The 23,407-nt window shown below is 38.2% G+C and carries 16 protein-coding genes; 4 read left to right on the top strand and 12 right to left on the bottom strand.

The features are described from left to right. Positions 1-282 precede the first annotated feature (282 nt). Entirely contained in the window at positions 283-3,189 is a 2,907-nt protein-coding gene (locus tag Q763_RS08725; RefSeq protein WP_035133297.1) for a helix-turn-helix and ligand-binding sensor domain-containing protein, read from the top strand. 66 nt (positions 3,190-3,255) lie between these two features. On the opposite strand, the gene Q763_RS08720 is transcribed toward Q763_RS08725, so the two are convergent. The 4 genes from Q763_RS08720 to Q763_RS08705 all read right to left on the bottom strand — a co-directional run bounded on the left by Q763_RS08720 (position 3,256) and on the right by Q763_RS08705 (position 7,964). Then, positions 3,256-4,014 (bottom strand): succinate dehydrogenase/fumarate reductase iron-sulfur subunit, encoded by a 759-nt coding sequence (locus Q763_RS08720; RefSeq protein ID WP_035133295.1) that lies wholly within the window; start codon positions 4,012-4,014, stop codon positions 3,256-3,258. 12 nt (positions 4,015-4,026) lie between these two features. Then, on the bottom strand, positions 4,027-6,036 hold the full coding sequence (locus Q763_RS08715; protein ID WP_035133293.1) for a fumarate reductase/succinate dehydrogenase flavoprotein subunit: 2,010 nt from the start codon (positions 6,034-6,036) through the stop codon (positions 4,027-4,029). Positions 6,037-6,051: 15 nt separating this feature from the next. After that, entirely contained in the window at positions 6,052-6,891 is an 840-nt protein-coding gene (locus Q763_RS08710; RefSeq protein WP_035133292.1) for a succinate dehydrogenase cytochrome b subunit, read from the bottom strand. Positions 6,892-7,115: 224 nt separating this feature from the next. Continuing rightward, complete coding sequence (locus Q763_RS08705; protein WP_084596043.1) at positions 7,116-7,964, bottom strand: ChaN family lipoprotein; 849 nt, start codon at positions 7,962-7,964, stop codon at positions 7,116-7,118. A gap of 176 nt (positions 7,965-8,140) precedes the next feature. On the opposite strand from Q763_RS08705, the gene Q763_RS08700 reads away from it, so the two are divergent. After that, positions 8,141-9,496 (top strand): hydroxymethylglutaryl-CoA synthase family protein, encoded by a 1,356-nt coding sequence (locus Q763_RS08700; protein WP_035133290.1) that lies wholly within the window; start codon positions 8,141-8,143, stop codon positions 9,494-9,496. 5 nt (positions 9,497-9,501) lie between these two features. On the opposite strand, the gene Q763_RS08695 is transcribed toward Q763_RS08700, so the two are convergent. The 3 genes from Q763_RS08695 to Q763_RS08685 form a co-directional block, all read right to left on the bottom strand. Continuing rightward, positions 9,502-9,843 (bottom strand): hypothetical protein, encoded by a 342-nt coding sequence (locus Q763_RS08695; protein ID WP_157499392.1) that lies wholly within the window; start codon positions 9,841-9,843, stop codon positions 9,502-9,504. A 153-nt stretch (positions 9,844-9,996) separates the two neighbouring features. Further along, on the bottom strand, positions 9,997-10,557 hold the full coding sequence (locus tag Q763_RS08690; protein ID WP_035133286.1) for a hypothetical protein: 561 nt from the start codon (positions 10,555-10,557) through the stop codon (positions 9,997-9,999). Beyond that, on the bottom strand, positions 10,550-11,053 hold the full coding sequence (locus Q763_RS08685; protein ID WP_035133284.1) for a hypothetical protein: 504 nt from the start codon (positions 11,051-11,053) through the stop codon (positions 10,550-10,552). The genes Q763_RS08690 and Q763_RS08685 overlap by 8 nt, the downstream gene beginning before the upstream one ends. Positions 11,054-11,158: 105 nt before the next feature. Here Q763_RS08685 and Q763_RS08680 point away from each other — a divergent pair, with 105 nt between their 5' ends. After that, positions 11,159-12,451, top strand: a complete 1,293-nt coding sequence (locus tag Q763_RS08680) for an aminopeptidase P family protein (RefSeq protein WP_035133282.1) — start codon at positions 11,159-11,161, stop codon at positions 12,449-12,451. A 43-nt stretch (positions 12,452-12,494) separates the two neighbouring features. Here the strand turns inward: Q763_RS08680 and Q763_RS17715 are convergent, their stop codons facing one another. Further along, entirely contained in the window at positions 12,495-13,727 is a 1,233-nt protein-coding gene (locus Q763_RS17715; RefSeq protein ID WP_084596042.1) for an AbiH family protein, read from the bottom strand. A 117-nt stretch (positions 13,728-13,844) separates the two neighbouring features. Here Q763_RS17715 and Q763_RS08670 point away from each other — a divergent pair, with 117 nt between their 5' ends. Then, the gene (locus Q763_RS08670; protein ID WP_035133280.1) at positions 13,845-14,630 is read left to right on the top strand and encodes an alpha/beta fold hydrolase; all 786 of its coding nucleotides are present in this window, start codon (positions 13,845-13,847) and stop codon (positions 14,628-14,630) included. A gap of 27 nt (positions 14,631-14,657) precedes the next feature. On the opposite strand, the gene Q763_RS08665 is transcribed toward Q763_RS08670, so the two are convergent. From Q763_RS08665 to Q763_RS08650, 4 genes are all read right to left on the bottom strand, one after another. Then, the gene (locus Q763_RS08665) at positions 14,658-17,432 is read right to left on the bottom strand and encodes a PD-(D/E)XK nuclease family protein (protein WP_035133279.1); all 2,775 of its coding nucleotides are present in this window, start codon (positions 17,430-17,432) and stop codon (positions 14,658-14,660) included. Between the two features lie 64 nt (positions 17,433-17,496). Continuing rightward, positions 17,497-18,888, bottom strand: coding sequence for an OmpA family protein (locus tag Q763_RS08660; RefSeq protein WP_035133278.1), 1,392 nt, complete (start codon positions 18,886-18,888; stop codon positions 17,497-17,499). Between the two features lie 110 nt (positions 18,889-18,998). After that, positions 18,999-20,192, bottom strand: coding sequence for a glycine C-acetyltransferase (gene kbl, locus Q763_RS08655; protein ID WP_035133277.1), 1,194 nt, complete (start codon positions 20,190-20,192; stop codon positions 18,999-19,001). A 38-nt stretch (positions 20,193-20,230) separates the two neighbouring features. Beyond that, entirely contained in the window at positions 20,231-23,383 is a 3,153-nt protein-coding gene (locus Q763_RS08650; RefSeq protein ID WP_035133276.1) for a UvrD-helicase domain-containing protein, read from the bottom strand. Positions 23,384-23,407 lie beyond the last annotated feature (24 nt).

Raw genomic sequence — 23,407 nt, 5'->3', positions numbered from 1 at the left:
CCGAAATCGTTTTCGGTTTAATTTTGATAGGTGCCAAATTATAATTATGTAAAGAACAGGGTTAAAAATTGCATACACTTTATTTACACCACTTTCAAAATACCACTACTTTTTTAGTTACTTTTTTTTTACAAAAAACTAATAACCAATTTTTTAAAGAAAAAAAAATAATTGCGTATTTCAATCTTTTTAATAGCTTTGCTTTCCCTTAAAAAGCTATTTTTACATCGTTTTCGCTTATTTGTTATTTAACAAAGTGATGACAAAGCCTTAACAAAGCACATGAAAAAAAACATTTTCTACATTTTCGCACTACTTTTTTTTCATTTATCGTTTTTTGGACAGGACTCCATTAAACCTAATCAGGCATTTACCGGAAAGATAAAACAGTATACCCGAAACGATTTTAATGCCGACCCGCAGTTTTGGACCATGTGTGAAGACAATAGTGGTACAATTTTTTTTGGTAATAATGATGGGGTAGTAATTTTTGACGGTGAACACTGGCAAAAAATAAACCTGCCTAATAATTCATCCGTAAGAAGCCTGCAAATAGGCCACGACAACATGGTTTATGCCGGAGGTTACAATGAGATAGGAACCATACAAAAAGACAATAACGGAAGGTATTTTTATAAATCATTAATGGAAGACCTCCAGCTTGAAAACAGGAATATCGAAAACATTTGGCAAATCCACGCCCTTAACAACAAACTGCTATGTCGTTCTTTTGATGAGCTTATAGTTATTACCGGAAAAACAGCAACGCATATCCCGGCATCTAACTCATTTATCTACTCTAATCTTGCAGGTAACAACTACTACATACAGGATGTAAATCATGGTATTTTAAAACTGGACAGTAAAGGCAGGGAGCTTACCATCGTATTCCCTTCAACAGAATATAATAACGAGGAAATATCAGCCATACTCCCGGCTGCAGGAGGCAAAATACTGGTAACCGTAAAATCAGGAAATGTATATGAGGGAAATCCTGAAACCGGCACCATGGAGCTACTGAATAATATTTTTACCAATATTCCAAAAGACCAGATTATATCAGCCATACGATACTCGGCAGATGCTATTTTTCTGGGTACTTTAAGCTCAAAAATACTGGTAATAAACAACAAGGGCGAAGTACTTAAAACACCCGCCGTATTTCAAAACTTACAGGACGCCGTAATTCACCAACTTTACAAAACAGCTTCAAATAACGTATGGGCCATGCAAAACATTGGCCTTGCTTTTATCGATTTTAAATCACCCTACACTTACCTGTTCAATAAGGCTTCGGTATACGACGCGCTTATTAACAATAACACCTATTACCTGGCAACTAATCAGGGTGTATACTATTCAACACAAAACTCAGGCTCACAGGCGCTTGATTTTAAAAAAGTTCCTAATCTGCATGGTCAGGCCTGGTCGCTACAGCTTTTAGATGGAGACATTATTGCAGGACACGATAACGGCCTCTTTAAAATTGAAAACGGACAGGCGGTGAGAATCGGTAATGCAAACGGATTTTGGAAAGTGACACCTGTAAAAAACAAGAAAGGCTTTTACCTCGCCTCACAGTACAATGGGATATATCTCTTGGAAAAGAACAATGGCGAATGGATACTACACAATAAAATAACAGGTTTTGACGAATCGTCCCGCGACATTATAGCTTCAGACGAAAACGACACTTACTGGATTTGCCACGGCTACAAAGGAGTTTTCAGGATAAGGATTAACCCTACTTATGAAAGGGTAAGCTCGGTTGACCACTTTACGAATAAAAACGGACTGGGATCATCTTTTAATGTGAATGTTACCCGTTGGAAAAATGAAATAGTATTCACCACTAATACCGGAATATACCGCTTTAACGCTAACAATAACCGATTTGAGCCCCACGCACAACTCAACTCTATACTGGACAGTAGTAAAAACACACGCAAGCTTACCGAATATGGTGACAAAACCTGGTTTGTACAGGATGATGAAGCTGGTTACTTTTTTACCAACGAAAAACATCCAAGCCTACATAAAGACCTTTTCCTTAATCTTAAAGGAAGCTTTAACCGTGGTATGGAATGTATTGTAAGCCTCAGTCCTAACAAGGTATTATTTGGTACCACTACAGGATTGTATCTCTACAAAATAGAAAGCAATAAAAACAGTGACGGTATTAATACTATTATCACCCAAATATCTTATTCAAAAGATCAGGAGCTTAAATTATTACCGCTTTCTACCAGTGAAGAAGCCACACTACCCAACCAAACCGATATATTACGCTTTGAGTTTGCCGCACCAAAAATGACTCACGGCACCGAAGTACAGTACAGTTACATACTGGAGAATGTAGATAAAAACTGGTCTACATGGCAAAACATCGCTTACAAGGAATACACCCACCTTAGGCCCGGCAATTATAGCTTTAAGGTAAAAAGCCGAAACACTGCAGGCCTTACAGGTACCGAAACTGTATATAAGTTCACCATACTCCCTAAATGGTATCAAACCACATTAGCTTATGTACTATACATAATAGGCGGCCTATTACTTTTATTTTTGATTATACGCTACATCAGCAAGCGTATGGAACGGGAACACCAAAAAAGTCAAAAAGAGGCTCAGCGCACTAAAAAACTACTTGAACTGGAACTAGAACAGCTAAAGTTACAGCGCGACAAGGAAGAAATTAAACGTGACAAAATGCATTTGGAGGAAGATGTACTGAACAAGAGTAAAGAACTTGCTAATTACACCATGCTACTGGCGAGTAAGAAAGATATTTTCTCTGAAATTACCGATGACCTAAAGCAACTGAAAGAAAGCGTTAAGAATGACGATTCCCGTAAAAAAATACTGGAGATGTTTCAAAAACTCAACCAGCATAAAATTGGCGAGGAGTACATGGAAGTATTTGATGTGAACTTTGAAAAGGTACACCATAATTTCTTTGAAAAACTGAAAGAACTCAACACTACCCTTACCAAGAGAGAACTAAGGCTATGTGCTTTCGTTAAAATGAACCTTACTAATAAAGAAATATCGCCACTATTGAACATTTCCCTACGCGGTGTAGAGAACGCCCGTTACAGGGTTCGAAAAAAGCTTAATGTAAACCACGAGGATAACTTTGTTTCTTACCTCGAAGCCGTAGCTAACGAAGCCAACGACACACAGGAATAAACAAAACAACATATAAATAAAAAAGCACCCGAATGGGTGCTTTTTTATATCGATAGAAAATGATTCTTATTTGATACTTGCAACAAGGTACTCCCTGTTCATACGGGCAATGTTCTCAAGAGAAATCCCTTTAGGACATTCAACCTCACAAGCACCTGTATTAGTACAGTTACCAAATCCTTCCTCATCCATTTGTCTTACCATGTTAAGTACACGCTGAGTAGCCTCTACCTTACCTTGTGGTAATAAAGCATACTGAGATACTTTAGCACCTACAAACAGCATAGCAGAACCGTTTTTACAACTAGCCACACAAGCACCACAACCAATACATGCTGCAGCCTCAAACGATCTGTCTGCATCATGCTTAGCTACAGGAATAGCGTTAGCATCCATAGTACGACCTGAAGTGTTTACAGAAACGAAACCACCAGCCTGCTGGATTCTGTCAAACGCAGTTCTGTCAACAATAAGGTCTTTGATTACAGGGAAAGCTTTAGATCTCCATGGCTCAACATAAATTGTATCGCCATCTTTAAAAGACCTCATGTGTAGCTGACACGTAGTGATTTTAGTATCAGGTCCGTGAGCCCTACCGTTAATGTAAAGCGAACACATACCACAAATACCTTCACGACAGTCGTGGTCAAACGCTACAGGTTCTTTTCTCTCTCCTACAAGCTGCTCGTTTAACTGGTCAAGCATTTCAAGGAATGAGCTACTTGTAGAAACATTATCAAGCTTGTAAGTCTCTATTTGTCCTTTAGATTTAGCATCTTTCTGACGCCAGATTTTAAGGGTTATATTTATATATTTTGAAGCCATCTCTCTAATTTTTTATTTGTAATTCCTAGCTGCAATTTTGATGAACTCATAGTTAAGCTCCTCTTTATGCAACGTTTCTTTATTGATATCATCTCCTTGGTATTCCCAAGCTCCTACGAAAGAGAAGTTTTCGTCATCACGTAACGTCTCCCCTTCAGAATCCTGGTACTCTTCTCTAAAGTGACCTCCGGCAGATTCTTTACGTTGTAAAGCATCCATTGCCATTAGCTGACCAAGCTCCATGAAATCGGCAACACGAAGTGCCTTTTCAAGCTCGGTATTAAGCTCATTAGCAGTACCCGGTACATAAACATCATTATGGAACTCTTTTCTAAGCTCGTCTATCTCACGGATAGCCTCTTTAAGTCCCTGCTCGTTACGGGCCATACCCACTTTGTTCCACATAATGTGACCCAGTTTTTTATGGAAATGATCTACCGATTTAGAACCGTTATTGCTAAGGAATTTATCTATTTGCGATTTTACGCTGTTTTCTGCTTCAGCAAACTCAGGTAAGTCTGTTGAGATTTTACCTGTACGAATATCGTTAGCAAGGTAATCAGAAACAGTGTAAGGAAGTACAAAGTAACCATCTGCAAGACCCTGCATAAGTGCAGAAGCACCTAAGCGGTTAGCTCCGTGGTCAGAGAAGTTAGCCTCACCGGCAACAAAACAACCCGGAATTGTACTTTGCAGGTTATAGTCAACCCAAACACCACCCATGGTATAGTGTACCGCAGGATAAATTTTCATTGGTGTTTCATAAGGGTTTTCGTCAGTAATTTTTTGGTACATCTGGAAAAGGTTACCATATTTCTCCTCAATCCATTGCTTACCAAGTTTAATTACCTCTTCATCACTTGGGTTATGGTTACCCTGAGCATAAGCGGCCTGTTTACCTTTACTCACGATCTCTGAAGAGAAATCAAGATATACACCTTCGTTTGTATCGTTATCCTCAATACCATAACCGGCATCACAACGCTCTTTTGCAGCTCTTGATGCAACGTCACGCGGTACAAGGTTACCAAAAGCAGGATATCTTCTTTCCAGATAGTAATCTCTGTCAGCCTCTGCAATTTGTGTTGGTTTTAATTTACCTGCACGGATAGCTTCAGCATCTTCTTTTTTCTTAGGAACCCAAATACGTCCTGAGTTACGTAATGACTCAGACATAAGCGTAAGCTTAGACTGGTTAGTACCGTGAACCGGAATACATGTTGGGTGAATTTGCACATAACAAGGGTTAGCGAAGTAAGCACCTTTTTTATGTATTTTCCAGGCAGCTGTTACATTACTTCCCATTGCATTTGTAGAAAGGAAATAAACGTTACCGTAACCACCTGATGCGATAATCACTGCGTGAGCAGAATGTCTTTCAAGCTCACCTGTAAGCAGGTTACGTGCAATGATACCACGAGCTTTACCATCTACCTTAACGATGTCAAGCATTTCGTGACGATTGTACATTTGCACACGACCAAGACCTATTTGTCTTGAAAGTGCTGAGTAAGCACCTAATAAAAGCTGCTGACCTGTTTGTCCCGCAGCATAAAAAGTACGCTGTACCTGTACACCACCAAATGAACGGTTATCAAGAAGTCCGCCGTAATCACGTGCAAACGGAACACCCTGAGCCACACACTGGTCTATAATATTACCGGAAACCTCTGCCAAACGGTGAACGTTAGCTTCACGCGCCCTGTAATCTCCTCCTTTAATTGTATCGTAAAACAGCCTGTAAACGCTGTCACCATCATTTTGATAATTTTTTGCAGCATTGATACCACCCTGTGCAGCGATAGAGTGTGCACGACGTGGAGAATCCTGAAAACAAAAAGCTTTTACATTGTACCCCATCTCACCAAGTGAAGCTGCAGCCGAAGCTCCTGCTAAACCTGTACCTACAACAATTACATCAATTTTAGGTCTGTTGTTTGGAGCAACCAGTTTTAAATGGTCTTTATAATTCGTCCATTTCTCTGATATATGCCCTTCTGGTATTTTAGAATCTAACTTCATAGTATTGATGTTGATTTATTTTAGAATAAAGTGAATAAAAACCGGAATAGAAGCAAATAAAAGCGGTACAACTACAGAAAATGCTTTTCCGAAATTTTTGATAAGTGAATTGTATTTTGGATTGTTTAGCCCTAATGACTGGAAAGCACTGCTAAACCCGTGGTACAGGTGGAATGCTAAAACAAACATTGCAAATACATATAATATAGTGGCAATTAAGCCCCATTTTTCATGTTTAAAGAAATCTACAGTTACCTTGTAAAGGTCTTTATAACCCTCTTTTATTTTTACATGAGCATTAGCATCATAGAACTCTGTTCTGTGCTTAATTTCTATATTGCCCTGCTCAACCTGGGCTACCGGCATGTAACCGCCATCTGTAGTAAGGTAAAGCTCCTGCTCCATACCGTTAACTTCTATCTTAACTTTTTGAAGCGGCATGTTTTTATCAAAATGCATTACTGCCCAAAAGTTAACCATGTGAGTAACGATGAAAACTAAAATCAAAGTACCTAAAACCGCCATGTTTCTTGAAGCCCAAACGGTATTACTTGAAGGACTGTTTTTAACATAGCCTACAGGCCTTGCTTTTTTGTTTTGTACTGTAAGCACTATCCCGTCTACAGCGTGAAAAAGGATTGAGAAGTAAGTTAGGTAAGACAGTAATTTTACTGCCGGGTTAGTTGTCATAAACAACGCATACTTGTTGAAATTAAGAGCCGCGTTTTCTCCTGTTGCAAGCAATTGAAGGTTACCTATTAAGTGTCCGATTAAGAACAAACATAAAAATAAACCTGTCAAAGCCATCCAGTATTTTTTTGCAAGCGACGACTTCAATAGTGCAGATTTTGCCATAGTATTTGTGAAATATAGTTTTTTAAAAAATCATACAAAAATAAAGGTAAAAGAAATTAACTACAACCTTTGAGAGCTAATTTATAATCAGTATAAAGTAGGGCGATTTTATGCATTTTTTTCAGTAAAATTTTGCGAAATATCTTTTTAATCTTAAAAAACTTTAAAAAGTACAATAAAATCACAATACGATTATACATTTTTAGCTTATTATCCGTAAGCTATTAATGGGTTTTGGTCATATCCTCATCGACAACCAGTATAAAATCGGCTTTACCCATATTTTCCTCTTCCAGTTTTGACACCTCTTTTTGAGAAACCGATGATATTGTTATCACCTTTACATCAGGATCATTTTGTTTTAAATACCACGAAATACCCTCAAAATTATCGCTGTGATACGTTCCGTTAAAATGGATAAAAACATAATCATCCTTAATATTTTCGGTAATAAAATGCGCCATGGTTGCATCTTTAACAGCCTGCGCCTTTGGCATGTTCTCACCACCATGGCCGCCCATCATTTCAATCATCTTTTTATACCCAGGTAATGTTCCGTCATACGGTATTGGTAAAGGTGCTATCCAGCTTTTTTCATCATCACTAAGTGCCTCCAGCGATTCAATTCCCTGCTTGTACACTTGGCTTGCATATCTACGCGGCACGTTGGTAGCTATAAAAGGAATATTATTTTCCTTTGCATAGTCAACAATAGGCTTATAATCAGTTTTATAATTACTCCATAAACGAGCAACGGTATCAAGTGCTTTTTGATCTATCTTACCGTCAAGATACTGCTGTAGTTCGTCCTGATTATCGGCTTCAAACATCTCTGCTCCCAGCACAAGATATTTTTGGGCAGCCATATCTTTTGTAAACTCCAACTGAAGCCAGTGCACAAGCGAATTGTCATGATATTCGCCAAAAAGCACTACTTGGGCTTCACCTGATTTCTTTAAAAGCTTCTTGTACGTTGTCTTTTTCCCGTCTTTAGTGTAAAGTTGGTAGGGCTGTTTATACTGAGCCTGAGCAGCTAAGGCAAAAAACAGCAGTAATGCCAGTAATTTTTCCATAGGATAGTGGTATTTTAAACGGGACTAAATTAAGATATAAAACTGTGTTTTAAAATTAATACATTGTAAAATTTTAGCCCTGTTTATTCTCAAATCCGCAAAAATGCCGTATTCAGATATTTTTAAACATATTATTAGACTGGTCTGTGTAATTTTACCTTTCAAAACAGAATACAATGACTACCGGAATAGATGCTATCGCATTTGATATAGCAAAACTACACTTACCTATTACAACGCTTGCCAAAGCAAGGAATATAGATCCCGATAAACTTGAAAAAGGACTGGGGCTATTAAAAATGACATTGCCCGACGCTCATCAGGACACTGTTGTTTTTGCAGCTAATGCACTTACCAGGCTTATAAAAGAGAATAATCTTAATCCGAAAGAGATTTCGCGTATTTATATAGGTACAGAAAGCGGCATTGACAGTTCTAAACCTATAGGTTCGTTTGTAGTAACATTAATGGAGCAGTTGCATGGTGAAGGCAGTTTTTCACATTGCGATACGGTAGATTTAACCTTTGCCTGTATAGGTGGCGTAGACGCTTTGCAAAACTGTATTGATTATGTACGGCTGAATCCGGAACAAAAAGCAGTGGTTATTACCAGTGATATTGCCAAGTATGATTTGGAATCGACCGGAGAATATACTCAGGGCGCAGGCGCACTTGCCATGCTTGTAACCGCTAACCCAAGGATCATTGCCTTTAACCACAAGTGGACTGTTAGCACAAAAGGGGTATTCGACTTTTTTAAACCATACCGCACCATAGAAAAACAAGACATAAACGGCAACACGAATAACGACGAATGGTTTGGCAACCTTGAGGCAGAAATTGAAATACACAAAGATCAGCCGGTATTTGACGGACAGTATTCCAACCAATGTTATACTGACCGTACCCGTGAAGCTTACTTTAGATTTAAGGAAGCTAACAATATTATAGGTTCTCTTTATGACAGATGGGAAAGCATTATAATGCACCTACCCTATGCTTACCAGGGGCGCAGGATGTTTAGTGAGATATTTGCACTCGATGCAGAAACACCTATTCTAACAGAAGGAAGCGAAGACTATGCTATCAAACTGAAAGAAATAAGCAAAAGCGATGAATACAGGAGTTTTGTAAACCACAAAATGCAGCCTGCCGAACCGGCATCATCGCTTATAGGTAACCTTTATACCGGCTCTGTATTTATGGGACTGTTATCAGCGCTAAGTCAGTATAACGAAAAGGGTAATGACGTTACCGGAAAAACATTTGGGTTCCTTGCCTACGGTAGTGGCTCTAAATCAAAAGTGTTTGAGGGAACAATACAAAACAGATGGAAGGCAGCAACAGAAAAAGCCCAGCTTTTTGAAACGCTTGCCAAAAGCCATGAAATCAATTTTGAAACCTATTTGGCATTACATAAAAAAGAACAGCAAACAAGCCTGCTACAACCTCATAACGAATGGGTTTTAGACCATATAGAAAAAGAAAAACCTAACTTAACAGGTGCAAGATATTATAAGTGGGTAGAGTAACGCTATTAACGGAATGTATCCCAATACTTATCACATATTGAAGAGAGTTCATCAAGCGAAATAGTGTTCATTTTCTCGTCACAAATCTCAATTCTATTAGCCGAAATCCTTAAAACGCCACCACAATAGTCAAAAGTCTTATCATACTGATTGCATATTACCTCGACCACATCGTCTTTTATATTAGCACTTAAAATTTCAAGTTCTGCCTGAAAAATTTTTTCAGGCTTAATTACAAGTTCTGTCGCTAAATCAATAAGATTATGCCATGTTTGAAAACTGAGATGACTAACCTCAAACAGTTTTATGTAAAAAAAACTATAGTTTAAATTTATCAATTCTGCCAAATAGGTACATTCTATTTTCAAATTGAGTAAGGTCATATCCCCACTATATCCAGAAATACACCCATCATGAAAAATTGAAAAAACATTCTCTATATCAGTCATAAAACATTTCAAAAGTAAAAAACGTAAAGAAATCATTTATCCCTCATACTCCTAACCATCTATCTCTAAATTAATCATTTCATACTGCAAAGCACCATTGGTAAAACGAACATCAAAGAAGTAGCAATAATCACTATCAGGCATACAAAACGTAACAACCAACGGAATTGGTTTATTAATAATTTCAAAATCAATCAGCACCGATTGTAAAATCATATTATCATAATCAGGGAGTTTATCTTTAAAATCCTCCTTCCTAAAAGTGATTGTATCCTGTAATTTAGTATTAATAAGATGAATTACTTTTTCTCTGTAAAACAATTTTACATTTCTTCCTGAACCTTCAACTTTCTGCTCAAATGACACATTGTCTGTAAATTCAGACAAAACCTTAAATGTAACATCATCAAGAAACACAGTCCCTTCATCGTCAATAGATTTCTGCTGAGGCTCATAACGATCCTGTTGGTCAATATTGCCATCAGCAGCAACAGTGACTGTATCTGAAACAGCAGTAACCGGAACCTCGCTCTCAATAGTTTCTTTTTTCTTCTCACAACCGGAAAGAAAAAGAACCATAACAATCAAAAAGCCTAAACACCTGTTATTCATCTTCAACTTTAAGATTTTTAAAGTAATGTTTCTTATCGGCAAAATCGATAAAATACTCCGGTATGATATTATTTTTACGGGCATATTCACCATCGGCATAAACCCCATACCCGAAGCCACATTCATATTGCTCGTCTAAAATCTCAATAATCAGTTTATCATCGATAAAGGTCATACTCCATTTACATCCATCATCAGAATATTGTGTTTTACGCTCAAAAACACCCTTCCCGTCAACAATGCTTACCCTGCCATACAGGTCACCCATATTGTACGAAGGCTCTCCCACTTCAATATTAATATAGAAAAGAATGGTAGAATCACTCTCCGGATATACAAGCACCTCCCCGTTCCCGAAGTCAGTCCCTTCACCGTAGGTATATTTCCCTGCATACTTAGCCGTTTCAAGTTCTGCCGTGTCCTTTTTTCTCATTTGTGCACTGCCAACTGATGAAACCAACAGGAAAGCAGCTAAAACGAAATACATTTTTCTCATGATGTGGCTATTAATTTTAGTAAATATAAAAAACTCCCCTATTCGTTTAACATTATTTCGTTTTAATCTTAGTACTTTTGGTATTCAAAATTAAAAACGTTTATCATGAAATACCATCAGATAGACCGCAACCTGTTTATAAAGAACCGTAAAAAATTTACGGCAGAAATGAAACCGAAAAGCGTTGCGGTATTCAATTCAAACGATATTTATCCTATTAGTGCCGACAGCACAATACCTTTCCAGCAACACCGTGATATTTTTTACCTAAGCGGTGTAGACCAGGAAGAAAGCATACTTTTACTTTGCCCGGATGCTCCATATGAGCACCTGCGCGAAATACTTTTCCTTCGTGAAACAAACGAACACATTGCTGTTTGGGAAGGTGAAAAACTAACTAAAGACCGTGCTTTTGAAGTATCGGGTATTAAAAGCGTATACTGGCTACAGGACTTCGAAAAGGTTCTTTTTGAGGTAATGACTTACTGCGATACCATGTACATTAATACAAACGAGCACTACCGTTCATCTGTACAAACAGAAACACGCGAGGCACGTTTCGTAAAATGGTGGAAAGAAAAATACCCTGCACATCAGGTAGCAAAAAGCAACCCTATACTGCAACGCCTTCGTTCTATTAAGGAAAGTGAAGAGCTTGACTTACTACAGAAGGCTTGTGATATTACCGAAAAAGGTTTCCGCCGAGTGCTTTCGTTCACCAAACCGGGTGTAATGGAATATGAGATTGAAGCCGAATTTATCCATGAGTTTATCCGTAACCGTTCTAAAGGGTTTGCTTACGGACCTATTATCGCATCGGGGGCAAATGCTAACGTACTGCACTATGTGGAGAACAACCAGCAATGCCGTGAGGGCGAACTGATTCTTTTTGATGTAGGTGCCGAATATGCCAACTATTCAAGTGATATGTCGCGTACTATACCAGTATCAGGTCGTTTTACCGACAGGCAGAAAGAGGTATACAATGCCGTACTACGTGTTAAGGACGAGGCTACAAAAATGCTTGTACCTGGTGCACTATGGAAACAGTACCATGTGGAAGTGGGTAAAATAATGACTTCAGAGCTTTTAGGTCTTGGTCTTTTAGATAAAGCTGATGTACAGAACGAAAATCCGGACTGGCCTGCGTACAAAAAGTACTTTATGCACGGTACGTCTCACCACTTAGGTCTTGATACTCACGATTACGGTTTACTGGTTGAGCCAATGAAACCGAATATGGTATTTACCGTTGAACCGGGAATTTATATCCCTGCCGAAGGTTTTGGTATCCGTCTTGAAGATGATGTGGTAATACAGGAAAGCGGCGAGCCGTTTAACCTGATGCGCAATATCCCTATTGAAGCAGATGAGATTGAAAGCTTAATGAATCAGTAACTAATACTGGTTAATTGCGATATAAAAAAATAACGGCTCATAATTATGAGCCGTTATTTTTTTCTTTAAACCTTATTTCTTGTGGTAAAGGCTGGCATAGGGTTTTATTGACAATCTTTTCACGCATCATTTCTTTTTTATTAAAATGGCGGGATATGTTTTGTATTATCTCTGTATAGTTATCCCAGTCACCATTTTTATAATAGAATACTTTTATCGATTTACAATTATGATGTTCGAATATCTTATTCAATAAAATCCTGTCAGACAATCCACAGGAGTGCCCCATTATATATACCTGAAATATCTCACTTTCAACAAAATCAAGCATATCCTTATAATTTGAATTTTGTAGGTACTGAAACGATTTTATATTTCGTAGATACTCATTATCATCCTTATTCTCAATCTTTTTGTAATCATCATCCATTTCATCGCCAAAACCAAAATTGATTTTATTCTCAGGATCATTTAACCTTCCATGAATTTGGATTATTCTACACTTTCCGTACTTAACAGAATCCATATTCATAATCTTACAATAATTATCGGCTGTTGCCGTATAATTGAAATTTAAAAGTAAACATTGCTCTCTCTCTTCCTTGTCTAACAATAGGTTTAACTCTACTTCTTTTAAGTTCTCTTTTACTTTCCCCCTATCTCCATAACTAAACTCTCTTAAATATAAATCATTATCTCTCGATTTAACATCGAATAACTTGGTAAGAAAAGTTGTTTTTTCAGGAGGCGATTTGAAATCATATTTATCATTAACTTTTAGACTTAAGTATTTTTCAAACAATACTTTTATTTGTTCAAATTCTTTATTCAAAGTTGTAACATCTGTATGATAATTATTTAATGTAGAATCCTCTAAGCAATCTTTCAGAATTTTAAAATATAAATTTTCTATATCAATCCAATTCTGAACAGAGTGTAATTCATTTATAATCTTGAAAAAATAATTTTTATATTTAATTAAGGTTATCCTGTTTTGATGTTGCTGTAAAATTCCTTGATTACCTCCATCATGAAAAGAAAAACCATAGTCTTTTGCATATTCTAGAATATTAGCTTTGAAATCCTTAAAAGAATTGATTTCTCCATAATTTAGAAAATTTACAAAGCTTTCATTTATCTCCAAAATACTCTTATAATCTTCAGTGTTCAAACACTTTCTGAAATTCCTCCAAAAATCATTTATAAAATCAGAATATCCGGTTGGTAAGCCGTGCGCAAGGTCAAAACCATTGCCTATAATAACAAGTCTGTTCATAAAAAAGGTGTGTTAGGTATTTCAAATATACTTATTTAACAAAACTTTGCTTGCTCTTTTCTATACAGATAGATTAATTTTGCAGTCAATTACCCCTAATCCCTCACACAAAACAAGTTGAAACATATCCACTATAAAAACTCGACTGTAAGTTATACCGATACCGGAAACGGTCCTGCCCTTGTGTTATTACATGGCTTTTTGGAAAACAGTAATATGTGGAAACACTACATAACCGAGTTCTCCAAATACTACCGTGTTATTACTGTAGATCTTTTGGGACATGGGCAAACCGACTGCATAGGTTACATTCACACTATGGAAGACATGGCAGATGTTGTATATGCCGTACTGGAAGAGTTAGAAATAACCGAAGCTGTTTTTACAGGGCATTCTATGGGCGGATATGTGGCACTGGCAATAGCCGAGTTGTATCCTGATATGGTTAAAGGTATTGTATTGCAAAACTCCACCTCAAAAGCCGATAGCGAAGAGCGAAAACTTAACCGCGACAGGGCTATTAATGCCGTAAAACAAAGTTATGCCAACTTTGTGCGCCTTGCCATTGCTAATCTTTTTAGCGAAGAAAACAGGGAACGCCTAACAGCAGAGATTGAAGCGGTGCGTAATGAAGCCCTAAAAACTCCGGTTCAGGGAATTGTTGCCGCACTGGAAGGCATGAAAATACGTAAGGACCGAGAAATACTACTGCACACTACAGATATACCTGTACTACTAGTATTAGGGAAAAAAGATCCGGTAATGAATTATCAGGACAGCCTTAGCCAACTGGATGGTACTAAAGTAAAACTTATTACCTACCCTGACGGACACATGGCACACATAGAGAACAGGGAAGCCCTTACAACCGATCTGTTACAGTTTTACAAAGCAATCCTGTAATCCTGCACAAGCAACAAACAAAGCGTTCTAATCCAGTTTTTCCTCAAAAGGAATATCAGGATTAAGAATTTCATTTATCAGCCCTATAAGCTCTGTTTTGAACTGAGCCAGCATATCCATATCAATACTGTTAACAATCGGCGCACTACGCTCAGCACCTTCCTTAAAACTGAAGTTCATAAATCCGGTTTTCATATTCTTGAAAGATATGATCCCAGCTTCGGTTTCCATACCGTTTACGTTAGGCTCGTACATAAAAGCATAGGTAAGCAGCTGTATTATCTTTTCGTTTTTAATATCGGCAGGTAATCCTTCCCATGTTTTAAGTACGAGATTGTTTTTTTCCACCTTACCCGTTTTGTAATCCACTATCCTAATTTTACCATTACGCTGTTCAATACGGTCAATATTACCCGATATTTTCACAGCATAAGGCAGCCTGCTGTCTTCCAGCCAGCGTTCAAAGGTTTCTTCCAGAGCCAATACTTTTACAGCATCACCCTCTTCTATCAGCCTTCGTTCCTGTTTGAGCAGATTGTGTACATTACGCTTTGCCACCTCAAAAGCGAGCAGATTACGCCCTTTTTTAATCTCGCCTTCTTTGTATACCAAAACAAACTGTCGCATCACTTCATCATCAACAAGAGCTTTCATACCGTCTATATCCTGAACGGTAAGGAATTTACCCAGAAAAGGTTTGTAGAGTTCCTCCAATGCACCATGAATGATAGTACCCAGGGTATTAAGAGCAATACTCTCCTCTACCTCATCAACCTCACGGATACGCAATACCCTTTGATAGTAAAACTGTATTGGGTTACGGATATACCCCGTTAATGCCGATGGTGAAAAACCTCTACCAGTAGCAATCTCCTTTAGTCTCTCCATAACCTTATCTGACTTTTGTATCAGCATAGGCTCATAAGCCTTATCAGGCAGGTAGGCATTGTAAATTGTACTCTCAAGATTATGCAGTGGTTTTTTCTCAATTTCAAGCTGCGTCAAAAAGCGGCTGCGTTCCCCTGCATCAAGCCCTTCACTTTCGGTATTGTACAGCAGGTAAATGTTTTTTGCCCTCATAAGCAAATGGTAAAAGTGGTAACTGTAAATCGCGTCCTTTTCCTTGTAAGTAGGCAATCCCAGTTCCCTTTTCACGTCATAGGGGATAAATGAGTTTTGGGTTTTACCCGACGGGAATTTCCCCTCATTCATTGAGGTGATGATTACATTTTCAAAATCAAGCACACGACTTTCCAGTACCCCCATAACCTGAAGTCCGGTTAACGGTTCGCCTTCAAAAGAAACCTCAGCCAGTTCTACCACCTGTTTGTAAATGGTATAAAGTACGGCGAGGTTATTCAGTTCGGGGTGTGAGTCGGTATAATTAATCAGTTTATTGATTACCTTAAATACCGAATATAAAAAGGCTTTGGCTATTTTTTCCTCCTCATCATCACTACCCATAAACTCTTTAAGCATCAACAGTATATCAGACAGCCGGCCCAGTACCGATTTCACATCATTATCCCATCGTTCAAACAGCAGGGTAAAGAAAGGCGAAGCCTCCCCCTGTATTTCAAACAGTTTATTAAGCGAGAAAAAAGTAATATTGTTTTTATTGATTACATCTACCAGATAAGAAGCTCCCGAATGTGGTTCTATCAAAGGGTGCGTTAGTACATCCAGCACCTCCCTGTAATACAGCGTATAACTGGTTTCACTCCTGTTAATGGCATTGGTATGCATTTTAAACAGTTTCTGGATAAGCAGCTGTGCCGGATTGTTCTTGCTACTGTACCCCATAGTAATGTTAAGGCTACCCACACTGTTTGGTAAACTGTACAGCATAGGGATAAGCATATTTTCTTCCCCAAGCACCAGTGCCGTTTTATCCAGCCCGTGTCCTTCGGTCTGTAATTTCTCTACAAGCTGCCCTGCAATTTTTGCCTGCCCAACCGTTTTTGGCGTACCAATAATCTTTATATTCTTTTCTTTGCTAAAATCGTTAGCAATCCACTCAAAAGGCTGTGTATGGTATTCCCTCCATGATTGCTTAAAGCGTCTTATAAAGAGCCCTGCATCATGGTAAGGGTCATTTAAAAAAGTTTCATCTATATCCCAGTAAATTTCTGCCTGCCCAGATGAAAGCAAATGTCTTATAATACGCTCTTCGGCAGCATTAAGCGCATTAAACCCGGCAAAAACCAGTTTGTGTTTCTTAAAAGCGTTTGAAAAATGATTGATATTACCAACTGCCTCCCTGTACACCAGTCCCTGATATCCTGCCTCTTTTTTAAGCAGATGTTCATACAACGCATCATAATACACTGGTAACAAATTCCAAAACTCCAGATAATTCTCTATCATGGTAGTCCTCTTCTCCATATCCAGTGACCAGTGCTTAATATCTTCTATATCCTTTAGGTAGGAAAGTACGTGTTTAGGATTTAGCAGGTAACGATCAATCTCGTTAAAATCCTGTAGCAGGGTTTTACCCCAATTGGCAAAATTTTCAAAAGGCTGTTGCTTTTCTTTCTCGGTAAGCCCAAGATAAACCGAATAAAACTCAAACAATAGCTCAATAGGATCTATAGCCCTAATACCCGAAACGTTTTGTACAAAATCTTCGATACTGATAATCTCCGGCGCAAAAACAGTTGTAGTAAGTTGCCTTTTTAATGCCTCCAAAAGAAAAACCTTTGCTCTTTTATTAGGAAGTACGATAACAATATCCTGAAGTTTATCAGGGTAACTGCTTACTATTTTTTCGCTTAGCTTATCCAGAAAAGTATTTTGTGTCATGGTATAAAAATAAAAAAACGCCCCGGTTTTTCCGGGGCGTTTCAATTTATTTTAGAGGGTTAACTTAATCTTTGATAAGTTTAACTTCAACCCTTCTGTTTTGTGCTTTACCAGCTCTCGTTTTGTTAGAAGCAATTGGTTTAGTTTCACCAAAACCTACAGCTCTTAACCTGTCGGTAGCAATACCGTGCTCAACAAGGTAAGTTTTAACAGCCTGAGCTCTGTTTTCAGATAGAGTTTGGTTAAGTGCATTACTACCATCGCTATCTGTATGACCTTCTAAGCTAAATTTAGCGTGAGGGTACTCTTTTAAGATTTCTTTCATGTTCTCAAGAACTTCGTAAGTTTCTTCTTTGAAAGTAGCCTTACCACTATTGAACAGAATAGTTCTTGCATAGTCGTTAAGTTGTTTCATAACTTCTTCAGTAACTTCAGGACATCCGCGGTTAGCAGCAGTACCTTTAACTTCAGGACACATATCGTCTTTGTCTAATACACCGTCACCGTCTGAATCCGGCCATGGGCAACCACCGTTTTCTTTTGGTCCTGCCTCATTTGGACATTTATCATCTTTATCAGCAATACCGTCACTGTCAGCATCAGGACAACCCTGTAGTGATTTAACACCTGCTACATCCGGACAAGCATCGTTTTTATCAGGAATACCGTCACCATCTGTATCAGGACATCCGTTAAACTCAGCAGTACCTGCTTCGTTTGGACATTGGTCATCTTTATCCGGAATACCATCTCCGTCACTATCAGGACATCCCTGGAATTCTTTTAGACCTGGCTCGTTTGGACATAAATCGTCTTTATCGTAGATACCATCCTTATCTGTGTCTTTTCCTCCAAATTTGAAAGTAAGACCCGCCATGTGCTGGAAGTGAGAAGGAAGTACCATTCTGTCATCCTCAAATGATTTTTTGTAACCAGACTGAAGTGTTAAAGCTACATTCTCAGTAAACCAGAAGTTAAACTGAGCACCAAAGTTAAATGTAGCATCTCCATTATCATCCATCCAGGTGTAACCTCCACCTACATAAAGTGCAGGGTCAAACCATTTTGAACCAATCATGTTCATGAAGCTGTATTTAACAGAGGCATCAAGACCATAGTAACTTACATCACCCGGATTGATAACACTACGTTCTCCATCGTCTCCTTTAACGACAAGCTTGTCGATTTTATTAACCGATCCTGTTAAACCAACCGAAAGGTTTTGCCCAACATAACGGGAAACATTTAAATAAGAAACTGAAGGAATGATGTTCCAGTGATCCTTAGCATTAAAGAACTCACTGAATCTATCACCAAAATCATCAGCAGTGCTTGTTCTGGTATCAACTGCATTGACACCAAAAGAAACAGCCCATGGGTTGTTTTCGTCCTGCGCGTGAGCATTCAAGCCCACTGCCATGCATGCAGCAACGATTAATTTGTTAAGATGTTTCATACTTTTTTATTTTAATTACAAATAGGTTATAGTAGACAAATTTAGCGTGTTACGAAATAACAACAAAACTATTTAATACAAATTATCCTACTTAAAACCCAAAAATGTAGTTAAATTATCGTTAATTCTCTGCCTACTTCAGTAAAAGCAGCGATTGCCTTATCCAAATGCTCTTTTGTATGAGCAGCAGAAAGTTGCACTCTTATCCTGGCTTTATCTTTAGGAACAACAGGGTAAAAGAACCCTATAACATAGATTCCTTTTTCAAGAAGCTTATCGGCCATTTTCTGAGAAAGCTTCGCATCATATAACATTACAGGAACAATAGCAGAATCTCCGTCTATAATATCAAAACCGGCCTTTTTCATACCATCTTTAAAATAGTTGGTATTCCACTCCAACTGATCTCTTAATTCAGTACTTTCACTTAATAGTTCGAAAACTTTAATTGAAGCTCCAACTATTGAAGGTGCCAGCGAGTTAGAGAACAGGTATGGTCTTGAACGTTGTCTCAATATCTCTATAACCTCTTTTTTAGCTGTAGTGTAACCACCCATAGCACCACCTAAAGCCTTACCAAGAGTACCGGTTATAATATCTACCCTACCCATTACATTTTTAGCCTCAAGTGTACCTTTACCGGTAGCACCTATAAAACCTGCAGCATGACATTCGTCTACCATTACCATAGCATCATACTTATCGGCAAGGTCACAAATCTTATCTAAAGGAGCCACAAGACCGTCCATAGAGAAAACACCATCAGTAACTATAAGCTTAAACCTTCTGCCGTCTTCGTTAGCTTTTATAAGTTGCTTTTCAAGCTCTTCCATATTGTTATTTTCATAACGGTAGCGTCCTGCTTTACAAAGACGAACTCCGTCTATAATAGAAGCATGGTTAAGACTGTCTGATATAATCGCATCTTCCTCTCCTAAAAGCGGTTCAAAAACACCACCGTTAGCATCAAAAGCCGCAGCATAAAGAATAGTATCTTCTGTTCCGTAAAAATCAGCTATTTTTTGTTCCAGTGTTTTATGTATATCCTGTGTACCACAAATAAAACGAACTGAAGACATACCGAAACCGTGAGTATCAAGCGCATCTTTTGCTGCTTTGATCACCTCTGGGTGAGATGAAAGCCCAAGATAATTGTTAGCACAAAAGTTAAGTACCTTTTGTCCTGAATCAAGGGTAATTTCTGCTCCTTGAGGAGAAGCGATAATGCGCTCCTTTTTATACAATCCGTTTTCTTTGATAGCATCAAGCTCCTGCTCTAAATAATTCTTGATTTTTCCGTACATAGTTTATCAGTTTAATATTTTTATGGTGTAAATCAACTCTAATTTTGCGACAAATGTACCACATTTATGGTTTCTCCTATATAGACTAATGCTTTTTTAGCAACTTCAAAGCCCATTTCCTGTAGTGCCTTTTCATATTCAGCCAGCTGCTTTTCATATTTAGGCTGATGTGCTCCCGTTTTATAATCCAGTAACCAAGCCTTATTACCTTTAACAGCCACCCTGTCGGGCTTAATGTTTTGTATATTTCTTCTTATTATATTCTGCTCGTTAAATACCGTTACCCCTTCAGCAAAAAACACTTTGAGTTCTTCATGATTGACAATAGATTCAAGGCTTTGCTTAATTTCCTGTTCCTGAGCAGCAGTTACCAAGCCCGCCTCTATTGCCTTAATAACAGCAAGATCAATATCTGAAGCTGTCTCAATGAACGACAGTATTTCGTGCATTACATTACCAAACTCAATTGCCTTTAATTGGTTAGTACCCCACATAAGCGATTCACGTTGTGCGATTTTAACCCCGCGCGGACTAAATCTTTCCCCCACTACCTTAATAGTTTCCTGATATGAAACATATTCCTCATTATCAGAAATCTTATTGGGGCTACCAAACTCGTACTCCAGATCTGTATCATTATAGAGTCCTTTTTGCATGAGATACTTTACAAAATAAGACGACATATTATTGGTAAGCTCTCCTTTTGAGGTAAAGTTTTTACCCGAGATAATATACAGTTGCTCCTCGGCACGGGTAAGTGCCACATAAAGTATATTAATGTTATCCAGTAATTCTTCCTGCGATTTTATATGGTATAACTGTGAAGCTTTTTCGCCATATTCTGCCACCTCCTTTTTACTGTCAATAAGTGCTTTTTGAAAACCAAGGGTTTCATCATCCAGTTCCAGCCACAATTTACTGCGCGGTGATTTGGCATAATCCTCTTCGGCAAAAGGGAAAATCACAACCGGAAACTCAAGTCCTTTTGATTTATGTATAGTCATTATACGTACTGCATCGTTCCCTTCAGGAGACGGAATGCTGAATTTTGATCCGTTATTATCCCAGTACTCCAGAAAATCGGATATACCCGACTGGCTCCTTACATCTTTTTCCAATACAAGATCAAGGAAATACTGCACGTACGACTGGTTACTCTTATTTTTTATAAAAGCATCTATAATACTCTCCACCGCTTCATACAACGAACGCTTCCTGCAATTCCTGAAAGAAATATGTATACCATGCTCCTCAAGCCATGCCTCCAGCTGTTCTTCATTAGGCTGCTCCATACCCTCACTAATAAAGTCGTGGGTTTTCTCTCCCATTCCCTTACTGGTAGCCGCAAAATATAAAAAGTGCGCTTTAGCTTCCTTATTGGCATTACTTTTTAAGTAGCGCAGCAGGTTAATAATAAGCTTTACCTCAGCAGCATTTTCAATAAGCAATGTTTCCGAAGAAAGTATTGGGATTTTATTCTCGGTTAAAAAATTAGCCAACAACACCCCCGGTTGTCTCTTGCGGGTAAGTAAAACGATATCCCTGTAAGCAAAACCTTTCTCCCTAACCTTTTGTATGGTTTGGAGCACTGTCTCAAGATACAGTTGGTTTTTATCGGGTGCATCCTCTGCATCATCCTGCTTCTGAACCTCCGGAAGAAAAGAGATGTTTACATATCCTCCCGTTTTACTATTAAAGTCCTGCCTGCTGTGATTGGCATACAAATCCTTATAATCAGGATCATCAAATTCGTCCGACAGCATAGAGAACAGCTCATTATTAAAATTAATTACCTCGCTGTAACTCCTGTAGTTTTGTCCCAGTTCGATAATTTCCTTATCAGGATTGGAAAACGGATTGTATTCCTTACTAAGTTCTATAAACTGTTCGGCCTTACCGCCACGCCAGCGATAAATGGACTGCTTTGGGTCGCCCACTACCATAAGCGAACCTTTTACTCCCATATCTTCAGACGCGAGGGAGTTGTCAATAAGTGGAATCAGGTTAAACCACTGCATTTGTGAGGTATCCTGAAACTCATCAATAAAAAAGTGCCTGTATCTTTCTCCTAATCTTTCATAAATAAAAGGTGCAGGCTGATTTTGAATCTCCCTGTATATAATAGCATTGAATTCGGATATCGAAAGCACGTTCTGTTCCTTCTGGATACGCTCCAGTTCCTGGCTTATGGAATTAAGTAGTGATAACGGAGTAATATTTTTAAGGAAGGCTTCATAAAAATTCTTTTTCTCATAATTTACATAAGCCCTTTTTAGCATCGCAATCAACTCCCCCGAAATACCCTCGATTACTTCTCTGTCTTTCGCAGCCTTATTTACTGCTATATCTTCCGGTTCGTGGTATTTTTTATGGGTAGATTTAAGTTCCCCTTTTTGTATATAGCCAACATGGTTAGGGAATGTTCCTCTGGAAAATGATTTTAAGTCAATCCCTTTTTGTTCCAAAAGGGCGAAAATAGCATCGGCAGTCTGCCTGCTGTCCTCTTCCAGTTGTTCAATATTCTGTTTAAGTTTCTCTTTTATAAAAAGAAATTCTTCTATGGGTTTATCACTAAATTGCGCTACCTCGTTACGGTTATTCTCATTAATAAGCAGTTTACCTATTTCAAACAGCTCGTAGGTAACATCCCAACTCTTGTCGTTATCTGTTTTATCTACCGAGAAATCTACAAGCAAGTTGGTAAGCACATCATTTTCCCCTGCCTTTGCAATAATAGCATCAACAGCCTCCTGAAGCAGGTTATCTGTTTCAAGCGATACATCAAAAGATACCGAAAGATTAAGATCGTGTGCAAAAGCACGTATTACCTTATGCGTAAACCTATCGATGGTAGAAATGTCAAACGAAGCATAATTATGAATTATATGTTTAATTATGGCTTTCGATTTATCTTTAATAGTAGCCAGCGAGAGTCCGGTTTCAACCGAAAGTGTTTTCATCAAACCTTCCGCTTTAACATCGGGTTCGTCTTTAGAAAATTCAGACAGGTTAGCAATAATCCTGTTTTTCATTTCCTCTACCGCCTTATTGGTAAAAGTAATGGCCAGTATTTTTCTGTAAGCATCGTCGCTCCCTGCCAGCAGGAGTATCTTTAAATACTCTTTTACAAGCATATAGGTTTTTCCCGAGCCCGCAGAGGCGTTGTATATTGAAAAAGCAGCTTTTTTCACTCGTTTTTTTATGGAATTAGCATT

This window comes from Flavobacterium beibuense F44-8 (assembly GCF_000769915.1).
GTDB classification, from domain to species: domain Bacteria; phylum Bacteroidota; class Bacteroidia; order Flavobacteriales; family Flavobacteriaceae; genus Flavobacterium; species Flavobacterium beibuense.
Note: the sequence above shows the minus strand (reverse complement) of the source record. Positions and strands in the feature narration are given on the sequence as shown.

Coding starts and splice junctions, on each gene's coding strand:
- Q763_RS08725 (WP_035133297.1), top strand. CDS start 283: ATGAAAAAAAACATTTTCTACATTTTCGCACTACTTTTTTTTCATTTA.
- Q763_RS08720 (WP_035133295.1), bottom strand. CDS start 4,014: ATGGCTTCAAAATATATAAATATAACCCTTAAAATCTGGCGTCAGAAA.
- Q763_RS08715 (WP_035133293.1), bottom strand. CDS start 6,036: ATGAAGTTAGATTCTAAAATACCAGAAGGGCATATATCAGAGAAATGG.
- Q763_RS08710 (WP_035133292.1), bottom strand. CDS start 6,891: ATGGCAAAATCTGCACTATTGAAGTCGTCGCTTGCAAAAAAATACTGG.
- Q763_RS08705 (WP_084596043.1), bottom strand. CDS start 7,964: ATGGAAAAATTACTGGCATTACTGCTGTTTTTTGCCTTAGCTGCTCAG.
- Q763_RS08700 (WP_035133290.1), top strand. CDS start 8,141: ATGACTACCGGAATAGATGCTATCGCATTTGATATAGCAAAACTACAC.
- Q763_RS08690 (WP_035133286.1), bottom strand. CDS start 10,557: ATGAATAACAGGTGTTTAGGCTTTTTGATTGTTATGGTTCTTTTTCTT.
- Q763_RS08685 (WP_035133284.1), bottom strand. CDS start 11,053: ATGAGAAAAATGTATTTCGTTTTAGCTGCTTTCCTGTTGGTTTCATCA.
- Q763_RS08680 (WP_035133282.1), top strand. CDS start 11,159: ATGAAATACCATCAGATAGACCGCAACCTGTTTATAAAGAACCGTAAA.
- Q763_RS17715 (WP_084596042.1), bottom strand. CDS start 13,727: ATGAACAGACTTGTTATTATAGGCAATGGTTTTGACCTTGCGCACGGC.
- Q763_RS08665 (WP_035133279.1), bottom strand. CDS start 17,432: ATGACACAAAATACTTTTCTGGATAAGCTAAGCGAAAAAATAGTAAGC.
- Q763_RS08660 (WP_035133278.1), bottom strand. CDS start 18,888: ATGAAACATCTTAACAAATTAATCGTTGCTGCATGCATGGCAGTGGGC.
- kbl (WP_035133277.1), bottom strand. CDS start 20,192: ATGTACGGAAAAATCAAGAATTATTTAGAGCAGGAGCTTGATGCTATC.